At 58.7% G+C, this 16,342-nt stretch carries 15 protein-coding genes; 11 read left to right on the top strand and 4 right to left on the bottom strand.

Going from position 1 to position 16,342, the window contains the following annotated elements; all coding sequences use genetic code 11:
* Positions 1-77: 77 nt before the first annotated feature.
* The 6 genes from DI396_RS02540 (at position 78) to DI396_RS02515 (ending at position 3,938) form a co-directional block, all read left to right on the top strand.
* The gene (locus tag DI396_RS02540; protein WP_110794859.1) at positions 78-323 is read left to right on the top strand and encodes an accessory factor UbiK family protein; all 246 of its coding nucleotides are present in this window, start codon (positions 78-80) and stop codon (positions 321-323) included.
* Between the two features lie 121 nt (positions 324-444).
* Positions 445-900 (top strand): DUF1801 domain-containing protein, encoded by a 456-nt coding sequence (locus DI396_RS02535; RefSeq protein ID WP_235851710.1) that lies wholly within the window; start codon positions 445-447, stop codon positions 898-900.
* A 381-nt stretch (positions 901-1,281) separates the two neighbouring features.
* Complete coding sequence (locus tag DI396_RS02530) at positions 1,282-1,782, top strand: type III secretion system chaperone family protein (RefSeq protein ID WP_110794544.1); 501 nt, start codon at positions 1,282-1,284, stop codon at positions 1,780-1,782.
* 38 nt (positions 1,783-1,820) lie between these two features.
* Positions 1,821-2,636, top strand: coding sequence for a pyrroline-5-carboxylate reductase (gene proC, locus DI396_RS02525; RefSeq protein WP_110794543.1), 816 nt, complete (start codon positions 1,821-1,823; stop codon positions 2,634-2,636).
* A complete protein-coding gene (locus DI396_RS02520; protein WP_110794542.1) occupies positions 2,629-2,967 on the top strand; it encodes a tRNA-binding protein in 339 nt (112 codons plus the stop codon). Before proC ends, DI396_RS02520 begins: the two co-directional genes overlap by 8 nt.
* On the top strand, positions 2,967-3,938 hold the full coding sequence (locus DI396_RS02515) for a 2-hydroxyacid dehydrogenase (protein ID WP_110794541.1): 972 nt from the start codon (positions 2,967-2,969) through the stop codon (positions 3,936-3,938). The genes DI396_RS02520 and DI396_RS02515 overlap by 1 nt, the downstream gene beginning before the upstream one ends.
* Before the next feature lie 16 nt (positions 3,939-3,954).
* Here DI396_RS02515 and DI396_RS02510 read toward each other — a convergent pair whose 3' ends face one another.
* Complete coding sequence (locus DI396_RS02510) at positions 3,955-4,557, bottom strand: thymidine kinase (protein WP_110794857.1); 603 nt, start codon at positions 4,555-4,557, stop codon at positions 3,955-3,957.
* A 180-nt stretch (positions 4,558-4,737) separates the two neighbouring features.
* On the opposite strand from DI396_RS02510, the gene DI396_RS02505 reads away from it, so the two are divergent.
* Positions 4,738-5,196, top strand: a complete 459-nt coding sequence (locus tag DI396_RS02505; RefSeq protein ID WP_110794540.1) for a hypothetical protein — start codon at positions 4,738-4,740, stop codon at positions 5,194-5,196.
* 110 nt (positions 5,197-5,306) lie between these two features.
* Here the strand turns inward: DI396_RS02505 and carB are convergent, their stop codons facing one another.
* On the bottom strand, positions 5,307-8,576 hold the full coding sequence (carB, locus tag DI396_RS02500; protein ID WP_110794539.1) for a carbamoyl-phosphate synthase large subunit: 3,270 nt from the start codon (positions 8,574-8,576) through the stop codon (positions 5,307-5,309).
* 510 nt (positions 8,577-9,086) lie between these two features.
* Here carB and aspS point away from each other — a divergent pair.
* Entirely contained in the window at positions 9,087-10,937 is a 1,851-nt protein-coding gene (gene aspS, locus DI396_RS02490) for an aspartate--tRNA ligase (RefSeq protein WP_110794537.1), read from the top strand.
* Positions 10,938-11,036: 99 nt separating this feature from the next.
* Here the strand turns inward: aspS and DI396_RS02485 are convergent, their stop codons facing one another.
* A complete protein-coding gene (locus DI396_RS02485) occupies positions 11,037-11,513 on the bottom strand; it encodes a hemerythrin domain-containing protein (RefSeq protein WP_110794536.1) in 477 nt (158 codons plus the stop codon).
* Between the two features lie 259 nt (positions 11,514-11,772).
* Between DI396_RS02485 and DI396_RS02480 the strand changes: the two genes are divergently transcribed.
* From DI396_RS02480 to DI396_RS02470, 3 genes are all read left to right on the top strand, one after another.
* Positions 11,773-13,185, top strand: coding sequence for a DUF1800 domain-containing protein (locus DI396_RS02480; RefSeq protein ID WP_235851709.1), 1,413 nt, complete (start codon positions 11,773-11,775; stop codon positions 13,183-13,185).
* Between the two features lie 3 nt (positions 13,186-13,188).
* Positions 13,189-14,478: a DUF1501 domain-containing protein gene (locus DI396_RS02475; protein WP_235851708.1), complete on the top strand. Its 1,290-nt coding sequence runs from the start codon at positions 13,189-13,191 to the stop codon at positions 14,476-14,478.
* A gap of 252 nt (positions 14,479-14,730) precedes the next feature.
* Complete coding sequence (locus tag DI396_RS02470; protein WP_110794534.1) at positions 14,731-15,444, top strand: GNAT family N-acetyltransferase; 714 nt, start codon at positions 14,731-14,733, stop codon at positions 15,442-15,444.
* 107 nt (positions 15,445-15,551) lie between these two features.
* On the opposite strand, the gene DI396_RS02465 is transcribed toward DI396_RS02470, so the two are convergent.
* Positions 15,552-16,268 carry a response regulator gene (locus tag DI396_RS02465; protein WP_110794533.1) on the bottom strand — a complete coding sequence of 239 codons (717 nt, stop codon included), beginning with the start codon at positions 16,266-16,268 and terminating at the stop codon, positions 15,552-15,554.
* Positions 16,269-16,342: the final 74 nt, after the last annotated feature.

Below are 16,342 nucleotides of genomic sequence, written 5' to 3'. Positions count from 1 at the left end.
ATGGCCTGCCGTCTTGCCTCTCGCCGGTTCAGCCCCCATATAGAACGCAACCACAGGCATAGATGCGGAGACAGATCATGCAAACGCGCAACAAGATCATGGACGATATTTCCCAATTGATGACCAATGCCATGGGCGTGGCCCAAGGGGCCAAGTCCGAGGCCGATACCGCGATGAAATCCTTGATGGACCGGTGGTTGGCCGACCGCAATCTGGTCACCCGTGAGGAATTCGACGCGGTGCGCGCCATGGCGCAAAAGGCCCGCGAAGAGAATGAAACACTCAAAGCGCGGCTTGACGCGCTGGAGGCGGCCGCAAAGTAAACCGGCCATTTCCGTCAACGCCGCGCCCGCTCGCCGGTGCCTTCGCGGTGATCGCTATGAAATGATGCAAAAGAGCGCGATTTGGCATAGGCTGATCGCGTTCTTATTGTTTGGGGGCGATGTGGACCCAGCATTTCCAAATAGCACTGTGGCTGCGGTCTTTGACGGATTTCCGGCGGAGTCGCGGGCGGGGCTTCTGGCGCTGCGGCGGCTGATTTTTGAATGCGCGGCAGAGCGGCCCGAAATCGGGGCAATCACCGAGACGCTCAAATGGGGGCAGCCAGCCTATTCGGCGGAAGTAAGCTGCGCGGGCACGACCCTGCGCTTGGGCGTGCCTAAAACCGGTGGTTATGCGATTTATGTGCATAGTCAAACCACGGTGGTGCCCCAATTCCGCGACATGTTTTCAGATGCGTTTTCCTATGATGGAAATCGCGCGGTTTTGTTCGATGCGCCGCAAGCACCGGATTTGGAAAAATTGCGATTTCTGGTGATGTCGGCGCTTTGCTATCATTTGGATAAGCGTCATTTGAAGACACCCCACCCCGACACGCCCCGCACGGACAAGCGCGGTTAGGATCAGGCCAAAGACCGGAACGGGCGAGGGCGCCTCGATGTCTCGAAGCGCCCGTGCCTGTATGTCCCGCCATATCCGGTTTCGCGTCGATGCGCGCACGATCGGTTGTTCCGATCTGTTGTTGTGACGACAGTGAATCACAACACTGATTCGGCACCAAGAGAAAAATGCACCGACAGCGAAGTTTTTCTGTATTTTGATGAAGTTTTCACGTCCTCCACAAGTTATTGGGGTTATCCCCAATTTATTGCTTTACAGGTTCTTCCCGACACACCACCATATCTAGTAAGGGTGAGGGCAATCTGCCCCGCTCTATAGAGCAGGCACCTAGCGCTTGGGGCGCTGCCACGTCCCGACGCTACACAAAAATGAGGTGGCGCAATGGCACTGTCCGAAGACTTCATGCAGGACGATATTCATCCCATCGACATCGTCGAACATATCGCGGCCCATCACGATTGGGATTTTGACCGCATCGCCGATGATCAAATCGCTATGGCTGTCGAGGGCCAATGGCGGACCTATTCAATTACCTTGGCCTGGTCCGATTATGACGAGACCCTGCGTATGGTGTGTACCTTTGAGATGGAGCCGCCCGAGGACCGTCTTCCGGTGCTTTATGAAATGCTCAACGGGGTGAACGACCAATGTTGGGCGGGCGCTTTTACCTTTTGGGCCGAGCAAAAAATGATGGTCTACCGCTATGGTCTGGTCTTGGCGGGCGGCGGGATCGCCAGCGCCGAGCAGATCGATACAATGATCAAAGCCGCCGTGATGAGCGCCGAACGCTATTATCCCGCCTTCCAATTGGCGGTTTGGGGCAAGCGTAGCCCGAAAGAGGCGCTTCAAATCGCCATTGCAGAGGCCTACGGGCGCGCCTAATACTTTCTCCCTGACGGATTGAACGGCGGGGACAGACGATGGATTTTGACGAAATTGCCACACGCGGGCTGGTGCTTTTGGGCTGCGGTAAGATGGGGTCGGCGATGTTGGCCGGTTGGCTGCGCGGTGGATTGCCGGCCGCTTCGGTGACGGTTCTGGATCCGCACCCGTCGCAATGGGTGCAAGACACCGGCGTTGTGATCAATGGCGATCTGCCCCAAGATCCGGCGATCGTCCTGATCGCGGTAAAACCGCAAATGATGGGCGATGCTTTACCCGCGCTCAAAAATTTGGGCGATGGCAGCACATTGTTCGTGTCGGTCGCCGCCGGCACGCCAATTGCCGCCTTTGAAGAGGCGCTCGGCGCGCAAAGCCCGATCATCCGCGCCATGCCCAACACGCCCGCCGCCATCGCGCGCGGCATCACCGCGATCATCGGCAACCCCCACGCCAGTGCCGCAGATCTGGACATGGCCGAAGGGTTGCTGTCCGCCGTGGGGCAGGTGGTGCGCCTTGAGGATGAAAGCCAGATGGATGCTGTGACTGCAGTGTCCGGCTCTGGCCCCGCCTATGTGTTCCACCTGATTGAAACGCTGGCCGCAGCGGGCGAGGCCGAAGGCCTGCCGCCGGAATTGGCGCTGCATCTCGCACGGGCGACGGTCGCCGGCGCGGGGGAGTTGGCGGATACATCTGATGAAAGCCCGGCGCAGCTGCGGGTCAATGTGACCTCGCCCAATGGCACGACACAGGCGGCGCTAGAGGTGTTGATGGATGCGGCGGATGGGTTTGCGCCCCTGTTGAAGCGCGCGGTTCAGGCTGCGGCAGATCGCTCTCGGGAGCTGTCCAATGGATGAGGCAACCTTTGATGATTTTCTTAAACTCGATATCCGTGTGGGCCGTGTGATCCGTGCCGAAACTTTTCCAGAGGCGCGCAAACCGGCGATCAAGATATGGGTGGATTTTGGCGAAGAGATCGGGGAGCGCAAAACATCCGCGCAAGTCACCGCGCATTACGTGCCCGAGACTTTGATCGGCAAAACCGTGATGGGCGTGGTGAATTTTCCGCCGCGCCAGATTGGAAAATTCATGTCCGAAGTTTTGGTGTTGGGCGTTCCGGATGCGGCTGGGGATGTGGTGTTGATCACCCCTGACAAGGACGTGCCTTTGGGCGGAAGGTTGTTCTGATGACTGCAACAAAAATACTGATCACGCGGGCACTGCCGGAAATGGTGATAAGGGCCGCTGAAGCAGCGTTTGACGTCACCGTGCGGGCGGAAACGACGCCGCTTTCCCACGCCGAAATGCTACAGGCTCTGGCGCAGTATGACGGTATCCTTGCCACGCTCGGAGACGGGTTCTCTGCGGATGTTTTTGCCAAAGCTGCGGAGGGAAAGATCCGCTGTAAGATCATCGCCAACTTCGGTGTCGGGTATAACCACATCGACGTTGAGGCCGCAAAATCCCACGGCATCACCGTGTCCAATACCCCCGGCGCGGTGACAGAGGCCACGGCGGATACCGCCATGACGCTCATTTTAATGAGTGCGCGTCGCGCCGGTGCGGGCGAGAGGATGCTGCGCGCCGGGCAATGGGACGGCTGGCATCCGGTGCAAATGCTTGGCTTGCATGTCTCGGGAAAAACCGTCGGCATCGTCGGCATGGGACGCATTGGACAAGCCATCGCGCGGCGCTGCCATTTCGGGTTTGGCATGCAGGTGCGCTATTTTAACCGTTCGGCCAAAACTGTGGATTTCCCCGCCCGGCAGGTGCAAAGCCTCGAGGCTTTGGCCGCGCAGGTGGATATTTTGGTGGTTGCCACCCCGGGTGGCCAAGAAACGCGTCATTTGATCAACTCAGAAATATTGGCGGCGATGCCGCCGCACGCGCATTTGATTAATATCGCGCGCGGCGAAGTGGTGGAGGAGGCGGCATTGATCACTGCTTTGGAAAACGGTGTGATCGGCGGCGCAGGTTTGGATGTTTACGAATTCGAACCCGAGGTGCCCGAAGCTTTGCGGCGGCTGGAGAACGCCACGCTTCTGCCGCATATGGGCACGGCGACCTTGGAAGTGCGCGAAGCAATGGGCCGGATGGCTTTGGACAATCTGACAGAGTTTTTCGGTGGAAAAACCGCGCCGAATAGCGTGAATAGTTAAATCAAAAATCGCGCCGCTACCCGCAGGCACCGCCTGCGATCCGGTCATCTGTGGCCTCGCGCCAATGACGCCGACACAGCGAGACATAGCGTTCATTGCCGCCGACCTCGACCTGTGCCCCGGACGTGACCGCGCGGCCATCTGCGTCGAGGCGTACCACCATCGTGGCCTTCTTTCCGCAATGGCAAATCGTGCGCACTTCGCGCATTTCATCCGCCAGCGCCAGCAACGCCGCCGAGCCGGGAAACAGCGCCCCCATGAAGTCCACGCGCAACCCGTAGCACATCACCGGCACGTCCAGATCATCCACCACCTGCGCCAATTGCCAGACCTGTGCCGGGCTCAAAAACTGCGCTTCGTCGATAAAGACGCAATGCACCTTACCGGCCGCCAGCCGCGATTTGATCTTGGCAAAAAGGTCGTCTTCTTCGGCGAACGTATCCGCCTCTTGTCCGATCCCGATGCGCGACGCAATGCGGCCTTCTCCTGCGCGTTTGTCGAGTTGCGCAGTGATCAAATAGGGGGTCATGCCGCGTTCGACATAGTTGTGCGCCGCCTGCAAAAGCACCGTAGATTTGCCCGCGTTCATCGTGGAGTAATTGAAGTATAGTTTGGCCATACCGCCGTTTTCGCCTGCCCGCGCGACAGTTGCAAGAGAGCGATGATGACAAAAATATGTGCCACATTCCGGTTGGTGACACAGCGTCGCCATACATTATAATGACAAATGCCCTGTTAGGGCTTAAAAGGGAAACAGGACGATAAACGGCCTGTTTTCAAAGGCTTCAAAGGGCAAGATATGAACGGTACTGGCAGCTATCTGAAAAAACACACAGAAGCTTTGGTTAAGGATGTCGGCATTGAAGTGGCCTGCAGTCTGACCGGCAAATCCAAGGCGACCCTTGGGCGGTATTATTCCGACAGCCCCGAACACGCGGATCGCTTCATGCCGGTTGATAGTGTTGCTGCCCTCGAGGCAAAATCCGCCTATCCGCATGTCACCGGCGCCCTGGCCGAGCTTGGCGGCGGGCGGCTGTCCTATGACGAAAGTCGCCGTAACAGCGATGACAAAGGCGGTGTTAATTCCGATGTGATCGCGCTAAGCCATCGGTTTGCGATGTTGATGGGCGAATATCAGCAATCCATTCAGGACGGGATAATCACCGTCAATGAAGCCAAACGCTTGCTTAAAGAAACCGTGGCGCTGCAAACGGTTTTGATCGAAATGAAGTTGCATCTGGAAGACGAAACCAGCTGAACAACTGCCCCATAGGGACCGGCCCCCGTAGGGCGCATTCGTGATCAAAGAAAACCCGCGCCGGCCATGCCCCGCGCGGGTTTTCTTGTTCTTTGCGGTGTTGTCCGGCTCTATGCGTCTTGCAGGCTGGTCACGTTCAAGGCGCCTTCGGTGCGCGCGCGGATGGCCTGCACTGCGGCCTGCGCCCCGGCGGCGGTGGTGAAATAGGCGATCTTGTCATAAAGCGCGACCGAGCGAATTTCGCGGCTGTCTTCCACGGATTGCGCACCCTCGGTGGTATTGAGGACGAGCGAGATTTCCTCATTCTTCAACATATCCACAATGTTCGGGCGGCCCTCGTAGACCTTGTTGACGATGGTGCAATCGACGCCGTTTTCCTTGATCCAGGCGGCCGTGCCGCGGGTGGCGACGATGGTGAACCCCATCTCGGCCAAATCGCGTGCGGCCTCCATCATCGCCCCGGTTTTATCCGCATCCTTGATCGACATGAAGACTTTGCCGCCTGCGGGCAATTCGGTGCCTGCGCCCATTTGTGCCTTGAGGAAGGCGCGGGCAAAGGTCTTGTCCGACCCCATAACCTCGCCGGTCGACCGCATTTCCGGCCCCAAAATCGTATCGACCCCGGGGAACCGCGCAAAGGGCAAGACCGCTTCTTTGACGGCGAATGTTTTGATCTGTGGATCGACCAAATCAAATGCGCCGAGCTTCTCGCCGGCCATGATCCGCGCTGCAATGGCGGCAATCGGCGAGGCCACCGCTTTGGCCACAAACGGCACGGTGCGCGAGGCGCGCGGATTGACCTCAATGAGGTAAATATCATCGCCCTTGATCGCGAATTGGATGTTCATCAAACCCACCACATTGAGCGCCAACGCAAGCGCATGCGTTTGCTCTTTGAGGCGGTCAATCATGTTTTGGGTCAACGAGTAAGGCGGCAAAGAACAGGCGCTGTCGCCCGAATGCACGCCGGCCTCTTCGATATGTTGCATGATGCCTGCAACATGCACATCCGTGCCATCACATAGGGCATCAACATCGATTTCGATCGCGCCCGCGAGGTAGCTGTCGAGCAAAACGGGGCTGTCACCGGACACCACCACGGCTTCGGAGATATAGCGCTCCAACTGCGGCGTGTCGCGGACGATTTCCATCGCGCGCCCACCCAAAACATAAGAGGGGCGAATAACCAGCGGGTAACCGATGTCATCGGCAATCGCCATGGCTTCGGCGTCCGAATGGGCGATGCCATTGTTCGGTTGCTTGAGGCCCAGTTTATTCACAAGCTCTTGGAAACGCTCGCGGTCTTCGGCCAAATCAATCGCGTCCGGCGAGGTGCCGAGGATCGGGATGCCTTCGTCCTGCAATGCATTCGCCAGCTTCAGCGGCGTTTGACCGCCGAACTGCACAATCACGCCATGCAAGGCGCCGTTCTCTTGCTCGACCCGCAGGATCTCCATCACATGTTCAAAGGTCAGCGGCTCAAAATAGAGCCGGTCCGAGGTGTCGTAATCGGTCGAAACCGTCTCGGGGTTACAGTTGATCATAATCGTCTCATAGCCCTGCGCCGTCAGCGCATAACACGCGTGGCAGCAGCAGTAATCAAACTCGATCCCTTGCCCGATGCGGTTCGGACCGCCGCCCAGAATGACGACCTTCTTGCGGTCGGTCGGACGGCTTTCGCACTCCACATCGCCCATGACAGGCGTCTCATAGGTGGAATACATATAGGGCGTTTGCGCCTCAAACTCGGCCGCGCAGGTATCAATACGTTTGAACACGGCGTTGACGCCAAGGTTGCGGCGCGCCCGGCGAATGTTGTCCTCGTCGCGGCCTGTCAGAGTCCCCAAACGTGCGTCGGTGAACCCCATCATTTTGAGATGGCGCAGGCCCTGTTCGGTGACAGGCAGGCCGTTTTTGCGGATCTCGTCTTCGCTGTCGACGATTTCGCGGATACGGGCCAAAAACCACGGGTCAAACATTGTGACGCCGTGGATCTCATCATCGCTAAGCCCGTGGCGCATGGCTTGGGCGATGGTGCGCATCCGGTCGGGGGTTTGCTTGCTGATCGCGCGGATCACGGCGGATTTATCCGGTGCGCCCTCGATCACCACCTCGTCAAATCCGGTCAGGCCGGATTCCATCGATGCCAATGCTTTTTGCATGCTCTCGTGGATCGTGCGGCCAATCGCCATGGTCTCGCCGACAGATTTCATCGCCGTGGTCAGGTAAGGTTCGGAGCCGGGGAACTTTTCAAAGGCAAATTTCGGGATCTTGGTCACGACATAGTCAATCGTCGGCTCGAACGATGCCGGTGTGACTTTGGTGATGTCATTGTCCAATTCGTCCAGCGTATAGCCCACGGCCAATTTTGCCGCGATCTTGGCAATCGGGAAACCGGTGGCTTTGGAGGCCAAAGCGGACGAGCGTGACACTCGCGGGTTCATCTCGATCACAACCATGCGGCCATCGGCGGGGTTCACCGCCCATTGCACGTTCGATCCGCCGGTTTCGACGCCAATCTCGCGCAGAACCGCAATCGATTGGTTGCGCATGATCTGGTATTCTTTGTCGGTCAGCGTCAGGGCAGGGGCCACGGTGATACTGTCGCCGGTGTGCACGCCCATAGGGTCGATGTTCTCAATCGCACAAACGATGATGGCATTGTCCGCCTTGTCGCGGACAACTTCCATCTCGAACTCTTTCCACCCCAAAAGGCTCTCATCGACGAGGATCTGGTTCACCGGTGATGCATCCATGCCGGTGCGGCAGAAATGTTCGTAATCCTCGCGGTTATAGGCGACGCCGCCGCCGGTGCCGCCCATGGTAAAGGCCGGGCGGATAATCGCGGGCAGGCCGATCTCGTCCAAGGCCTCCAATGCGATGCGCACGCCCTCTTTCAAATCCGCGTGGCCATTGGGCAATTTCGGTGCGGTGACGATGGTCGCCTTGGGGTTTTCGATCCCCAAACGGTCCATGGCTTCGCGGAACAATTTACGGTCCTCGGCCATTTCAATCGCGTCGCGCGTCGCGCCAATCATTTCGACGCCGAATTTTTCCAAAACACCCATTTCTTCAAGCGCCAATGACGTGTTGAGGCCCGTTTGCCCCCCCATGGTCGGCAGCAACGCATCGGGGCGCTCTTTTTCGATGATCTTGGCGACAATCTCAGGGGTGATCGGCTCGATATAGGTCGCATCGGCCATACCCGGGTCGGTCATGATCGTCGCGGGGTTGGAGTTTACCAAAATGACGCGGTAGCCTTCCTCTCGCAGTGCCTTACACGCCTGCGCGCCGGAATAGTCAAACTCGCAAGCCTGCCCGATCACAATCGGTCCCGCCCCAATGATCATGATCGAGGAGATATCGGTTCTTTTGGGCATGGCAGACCTCGTAAGTGTGCGAATGTTTCGGTGCAGCAAAATTCACGCCGCAGAGTCGCCCCTGCCCGCAAATTGTCGTGGGTTATAGACATGGGGCGCTTGGACGCAAGCCCCATCCACATGCAATCCGGGTTCGATTTTCGCCACGCCTTTCTGCTTTCTCCAAATATCCCCGCCGGAGGCAAAAAACTCTGTTGCGCTGGATCTGCGTTCGGGAGCCTCCGGCGGGGATATTTACTGAAAATAGAAAGCGCGCGGATTTATGATTTAGTACCCATGATGCGCTTTGCTTGGTTTGCGGTACAGGCGGGGACGCCGATGGCCGTGAAAGTAGAAAGCGCCCTGTTGCGGTTCAGTTGTGGATCGCAGCGGGGCGCGGTTTTTGCGCGCAATGGCCTTCCTTCGCGGGGTTTGGGTTGACTTTTGGCCCTCGCACATGTGTATCGGCGCAAACGGGCGCGCACGGGGTAAGTGGCGGTGCCCATCAGCCAGATCCGAAGGAACGCCAAAATGCACGCATATCGCAGCCATACCTGCGCCGAGCTCAACAAATCCAACGTCGGCGAGACCGTGCGTTTGTCCGGTTGGGTGCACCGTGTCCGTGATCATGGCGGTTTGCTGTTTATCGATCTGCGCGACCATTACGGCATCACGCAGGTCATGGCCGATCCTGACAGCCCCGTCTTCTCGCAAATCGAGAAGGTGCGCTCGGAATGGTGCATCCGCATTGACGGCAATGTCATGGCGCGCGACGAGAGCCTTGTGAACTCCAAGATCCCGACGGGCGAAATTGAAGTGTTCATCCGCGATATCGAGGTGTTGGGGCCCTCGAATGAATTGCCGCTTATGGTCTTTGGTGATCAGGAATATCCCGAAGAGACACGCCTTAAATACCGCTATCTCGACCTGCGCCGCGAGAAGTTGCAAAACAATATGAAGATGCGCTCGGATGTTGTGGCCTCGATGCGCCGCCGCATGTGGGACAAGGGCTTTCGCGAATTTCAAACGCCGATCATCACCGCATCGTCGCCCGAAGGCGCGCGCGATTTTCTCGTGCCATCGCGTTTGCATCCGGGCAAATTCTACGCCCTGCCGCAGGCCCCGCAGCAGTTCAAACAGCTGATTATGGTGTCGGGTTATGACAAATATTTCCAAATCGCGCCCTGTTTCCGCGATGAAGACCCGCGCGCCGACCGCTCGCCCACGGATTTCTACCAGCTCGACCTTGAGATGTCCTTTGTCACGCAGCAGGACGTGTTCGACACGATCCAACCGGTGATCACAGGCGTCTTTGAGGAATTTGGCGGCGGGCGCAAAGTCGATCAGACGTGGGAGCAGATTTCTTACAAAGACGCGGCACTTTGGTATGGGTCGGACAAACCTGATCTGCGCAACCCGATCAAGATGCAGGTCGTGAGCGAGCATTTCCGCGACAGTGGTTTCGCCATCTTTGCCAAACTCTTGGAGCAAGACGGCACCGAAGTGCGTGCCATTCCCGCCCCCAAGGGCGGCAGCCGCAAATTCTGTGACCGGATGAATGCCTTTGCGCAGAAAGAAGGTCTGCCCGGCATGGGCTATATTTTCTGGCGCGAGAAAACCGCCGATGCGGTGGCGCAGGAGTTGGGCATCACCGTCAAAGAGGCGCAGGCCAAATTGAAATCCGGCGAAGTGGCGGGCGGTATGGAAGCGGCCGGTCCTTTGGCCAAAAACATCGGGCCAGAGCGCACCGAGGCCATTCGCCAGCAATTGGGCCTTGGCATGGGCGATGCGGCGTTCTTCTTGGGCGGCAAGCCCAAGGCGTTCGAGGGCGTCGCCGGACGCGCGCGCAATGTGATTGGCGAGGAATTGGGCCTGACCGATAAGGACCGCTTTGCCTTTGCATGGATCGTGGATTTCCCGATTTACGAGCAGGACGAAGAGACCGGAAAAATCGACTTCGAACATAATCCGTTTTCGATGCCGCAAGGCGGTATGGACGCGCTGGAGGGTAATCCTCTTGAGGTGCTCGGATATCAATATGACCTTGCCTGCAACGGGTATGAATTGGTGTCCGGCGCGATCCGGAACCACCGGCCCGAGATCATGTTCAAGGCGTTCGAGATCGCCGGATATGGCAAGGATGAGGTCGAGAAACGCTTTGGTGGTATGGTCAACGCCTTCCAATATGGCGCCCCGCCCCACGGCGGTTGCGCCGCAGGGATCGACCGGATCGTGATGCTTTTGGCGGATGAAGCCAACATCCGCGAGGTCATCATGTTCCCGATGAACCAACGTGCCGAAGACCTGATGATGAACGCACCGTCGGAGGCGCAAAGTGATCAGTTGATGGAACTGAGCCTGCGCGTGATCGAGCAGGACTAAAACCCGTTTCTAGCCCAAAGAGGACCGCCGCGCAGATCACATGCGCGGCGGTTTTGCGTTTACCGACTGTTGGTCGGGCGCCCCATCGCGCGAGGGCACTTAATCCTCCAGATGATCGGCCTTTTTCTTCTCGATAAGCTCCAGCTCCTTTTGCTTGCGCTCTGTGAAGCGCGCGCCGAAGGCGTCATTTTGTTCTTCTCCCACGACCTTGCGTGCGCGGGCGAAAACCTCATCTTCTTCCTCGTCTATATGATGCTCATAGTCGTGTTTGAGCGTCTTGAAACGTGTCAGCCACCCGGAGGACGTCATATCCATCTCATCTAATTCTTCCATGATTTCGTCGATTTGCGCATGCTCATGCACCGAATGCCGGGCGGCATCTTGCCCCCATGTCTCGTTCATCAATGTGGCGTAAAACTCTTCTTCTTCCGCCGCTGAATGGGATTTCACCTCGCGATAAAATGCTTGCCACGCTTCTTTGCGCGCGGTGCTGGCGCCTTCTGTGTCGGCAATTTTTTCGAGCAACTCCCGATGGCGATTGTGGTCATCGCGGATGGCGTCATAGATCGAAACCATGGGATATCCTTTCCTTTTTCCGCCCTGAAGGCGCAGTGAAGTTATGGCGTCACAACGCAGACAGGTGAGGAGCGGTTCCATAGTTTGGGCGATGTCTTGCCCATCTGCGGCCCGGATCCGGCGAAAAGGCTGGAACCTTGAGGTGGCATTGCCTAGCTTGACCAATAGGTTGCGCGGCATTGCCCCCCGTGCGCAGTGTGAGGCGTTGCTTCCCGTGTCTGATAGGTCGTTCGAAACCCCAAATGTCTTTGACCCGGTCTTGGCTGAGATCCGTTTTGGCTGTGGGCGCGCGCCGCAGATCGAAGCGCCGCAATCTGTGGAGCAGATGATGACGCGATTGCGCGGCTCGGACGAGGCGGCCCGCGCCTATCCCATTGGCCGATTTGACAGTTTGATTGCGCGCAACACCGTTTTTCGGCAAATGCGCAGCCAAGAGCGTGGCCTCTCGCGCGACTTGGCCGATTTGGATGCCGAGGATCCTGCACGCGGCGCGATGACGCGTGATCTAGAGGCGCTGCACCTGCGTATTACCGAGCATATCCGCAAAGGGCGGCGCAGAGAAATGCGCGACTTTGGCCATGAAATTCAACGCCGCATAACCACCCGCGACGGGCTGCGGGAACGGCTTACGGCGTTTTGGGCGGATCATTTCACGGCCCATTCAAAAAACCAGCAACTGCGTCCCGCCGATGCCGCCTATGTCGAGGAGGCGATCCGTCCGCATGTGGCGGGGCGGTTTGCCGATATGTTGCGTGCGGCGGCGACCCATCCGGTGATGCTGTTGTATCTCGATCAAGCCGGATCAATCGGGCCCAACAGCCGCAGCGCCAAAACCGGGTCCAAGCGCGGCGGGATGAACGAAAACCTTGCGCGTGAAATGCTGGAACTACACACGCTGGGCGTAGACGGCCCCTATCAACAAAGCGATGTGCGGCAGTTGGCCGAATTGCTCACCGGCCTGTCCTACGCACCGGCCAAAGGGTTCGTTTTTCGCAAGGGTCATGCTGAACCGGGGTATGAGACGGTTATGGGCAAGCGATATGGCGGCGGCAAACCCGTGATCGAAGACATTTATGCCGCCTTTGACGATCTTTCCGCCCATCCGGCCACGGCCCGCCATATTGCGGAAAAACTGGCGCGGCATTTCGTGTCGGACCTGCCTGATGCGGGGCTTGTGGCGGCGTTGGAGACGGCCTTTGTTGACAGCGGCGGCAATCTGGCCACGGTGACCGAAGCGCTGCTGCGTCATCCGGCGGCATGGGGGCCGGATCATGGAAAGGTCAAGCAACCCTTTGATTTTGTGACCTCGGCCTTGCGCGCCCTCGGGGCAGGCCCGCGCCATATACCGGTCAAGCACCGGCAACGCATGCGGCGGTATCTTCACACGCCCTTGGCGCAGATGGGGCAGAATTGGCACCGTCCGCCGGGACCGGATGGATGGCCCGAAGAGGATGCCGCATGGATCATGCCGCAACGTTTGGTGGCGCGGATGCAATGGGCGATGACGGTGCCCTTTGCCTTGATGAAACTGCTCCCCGATCCCGAGGACTTTATGCATATGGCGTTGGGCAACCGGGTCACGCCGGACTTGGCCTTTGCCGCGCGGGGGGCCGAAACCCGCGCTATCGGGGTCGGGCTTGTCCTGCTCTCGCCTGCCTTTCAAAGGATGTAAATCATGACTGCGGATTTTATGACGAAAACAGGCAAGTCGATGTCGCGCCGTGATCTGCTGCGGTTTGGCGCGGCCGGTCTCATCGGCTGTTCCTTGGCGGCCAGCCCTTTGGTCACGCCGGTGACATTTGCTTCGGCGCCTTGGGAAAACCGGTTGGTGGTGATCATCTTGCGCGGTGCAATGGACGGCGTGGATGTGCTGCGGCCTGTGGGCGATCGGCATTTTGCGGCCCTGCGCGGCGCAGCGGGCCAAGACGATGCGCGGCTTGGCAACGGCTTTTTTGCGATGCATCCGGCATTGGCACCGCTGGCGCCGTTGTGGAGCGCAGGAGAATTGGGATTTGCCCATGCCGTTTCGACCCCCTACCGCGATAAGCGCAGCCATTTCGATGGGCAGGATGTTCTGGAAGCGGGCACTGATATGGACGCCTTCGGTCGTGTGCGCGATGGCTGGCTTAACCGGCTTTTGCAATCCGTGCCGGGCACCGAAGCACAGACCGGATTTGCCATCGGTCGTGGGGATTTGCGTGTTCTTGCCGGGGCGGCGCCGGTTGCCAACTGGGCGCCGGATACGGCCCTGACCATGGATCCACAGAGCTTTGATCTGGCCGAGCGGATTATGCATGACGATCCGCTGTTTCGCGACGCGCTTTATGAGGCGGCGGAGTTGTCCGGCAATGATTTAACGATGTTGATGGAAGGCGGCCCCGCAGCGGATGAGGGCGCCGGATTTGGCGGAACGGATGCGGGTGCGATGTTATCGCAGATGCAAGAGCAGATGCGCGGCGCGCGCGCGGGCACGGGACATGTGGAACTGGCCGCTTTTGCGGCCTCGCGTTTGACCGGCGCCAGCCGGATCGCGGCGTTTTCATTGGGCGGTTGGGACACCCATGCGCATCAAGCCCGCCGGATCGCGGCACCGATGACGCGATTGGCCGATTGTATCGCCACGTTGAAGGACGGGTTGGGGCCGGTGTGGGGCAAAACCTGCGTTCTGGCGATGACGGAATTTGGCCGCACCGTGCGTCTCAACGGATCGGGTGGCACCGATCATGGCACCGGCGGTGCGATGGTTCTGGCGGGCGGTGCGCTGCGCGGCGGACAGGTTTGGGCCGATTGGCCGGGGCTGGAGGATAGCGATCTTTATGCGCGGCGCGATTTGATGCCGACACGCGATGTGCGTGCGATTGCGGCCTGGGCGATGCGGGGGCTGTTCGGGGTGGACCGCAGCCTGTTGGAAACCGCTGTTTTTCCGGGGCTTGATATGGGGCGCGACCTCCGGTTGTTGCGGTGAGTGTCGTCGCCGGTGCGGTGGTGTGCGTGCCGCCCATCCCACTGGCGCGATACGGCTGAACGCGCGGGGCCTGTTTCCTGATCCGCTGCGGGATCTAAGGAATAGAGAGGTGCGATGCGATCCGGGACAACATTCTGGCACTTGTCGCTGTGAAACGCCACGCGGGGTTTCCCATTTTTTTCAGGCCATCGTTTTGGACTTTCGCCCTCATCGGCACCCGCCTATCGTACCCCAAAGCGATAGGAGCCCGGCATGAGTGAGCAGCAATCCATTGGCGAGGAAGTGAAAAACTGGCGCGCGCCCACCCGCCCCGAATCGGCAGTGATGCAGGGGCGGTATTGCCGGGTCGAGCCATTGGACGCCGATGCTCACGCGGCGTTGTTGTTTCAGGCGGTTGAGGGACAGGATGCGTTGTTCCGGTATATGTATGACGGGCCTTTCGCATCTGCGGCACAATATCACCGCTGGGTGCGCGAAAGCACCGCCAAAAGCGACATGCAGTTTTTTGCGATCAAGGATGTTGAGACCGGGCGTTTTGGCGGGGTGGCATCATACCTGCGCATTGCGCCAGAGGCAGGATCGATCGAGGTCGGCAATATTTGCTTTGGCCTTAGGTTGCAAAACACCCGTGCGGCCACCGAAACCATGTATTTGATGATGAAATGGGCATTCGAGGCGGGTTATCGGCGCTATGAGTGGAAATGCAATGCGCTCAACATCGCGTCGCGACGTGCGGCGCAGCGGCTCGGCTTCACCTATGAAGGGGTGTTCCGTCAGGCGTCTGTGGCCAAGGGGCGCAACCGCGATACCGCATGGTTTGCAGTGATTGATAAAGAGTGGCCCGCCCTATCCGAGGCTTTTGATTTTTGGCTCGCGCCGTCGAATTTCGATGCGCAAGGGCGGCAAAAAGAACGCCTGAGTGATTTGACGCGGCTGGTGCGGGCCGGGTCCGATCCGGCGCTATAGGCGGTTGCTGCCCGGCAAATAATGGACGCCAAAATCCGGTATGTACCGCGCAAAAAAACCGGCGTGGTATGCCGGTTTTTCCGTCGGTGTGTTGATGCTGCTGACGGTCAGATCGCGATTTTTTCGCTCAAACGGTCTTGCACCAAACCAGCCAGTTGGGCGACCACCGTATTGGAGGCAAGGCCTTCGGATCTGACATCGGATAAGGCATCTGCCACCATCGCCAAAGCCATATCATCGGCGCTGCGCGCCACGCCGGCGACAAATTGCGCGACATAATCCAACATGCGCTCATCAGTGCCTTCGCCCAAAAGATCCGCCACATGAGCCATATCGTCGCGGTAGGCGATGGGGTCGGGTTGGATCACTTCGTCGTTGACCATCCGCGGGCCGCTGGGGCGGCGATCGGCAGGAAGATGAGACAGGATCATTTCTTGGAAACTGGCAACGCTATGGACCGGTTTGGCAAGGAAACCGTCGGCGCCCGCCGCCATGGCCATACGTTCGGTATTGTCATCGCCGCTCATCCCGAGGATCACCCCGACGCGCGGTGTCGTGCGGGCCAGTTCGTCGATCAATTCGGCGCCGGATCCGTCTGGCAAACCCAGATCAATCATCACGACAGAGGGCCGGTAAACTTGCAAATGCCGCCGCGCCGAGCGCAGGCAATCGGCACGGCGAATACGTGCCCCCGACCGCAGACACAAAAGACGCAGCGCTTCACATGCAAAACGGCTGTCTTCGACCACCAAAACCGTCAAGCCCAACAAAGGGCGGGTGGAAGTGGGAGAGCTATAGGGGAGGAAGGCGTCTTGATCGTCCATGGGGTTGGTTCCTTGAGGGGCAAATATGAGGGTTTGGGCTTCAGGATTGGAAGACGCTAACGCAACTATGGTGA

Origin of the sequence: Litorivita pollutaquae (genome assembly GCF_003205515.1) — a bacterium.
Classification (GTDB): domain Bacteria; phylum Pseudomonadota; class Alphaproteobacteria; order Rhodobacterales; family Rhodobacteraceae; genus Litorivita; species Litorivita pollutaquae.
This window is presented reverse-complemented; position numbering and strand designations above follow the sequence as displayed.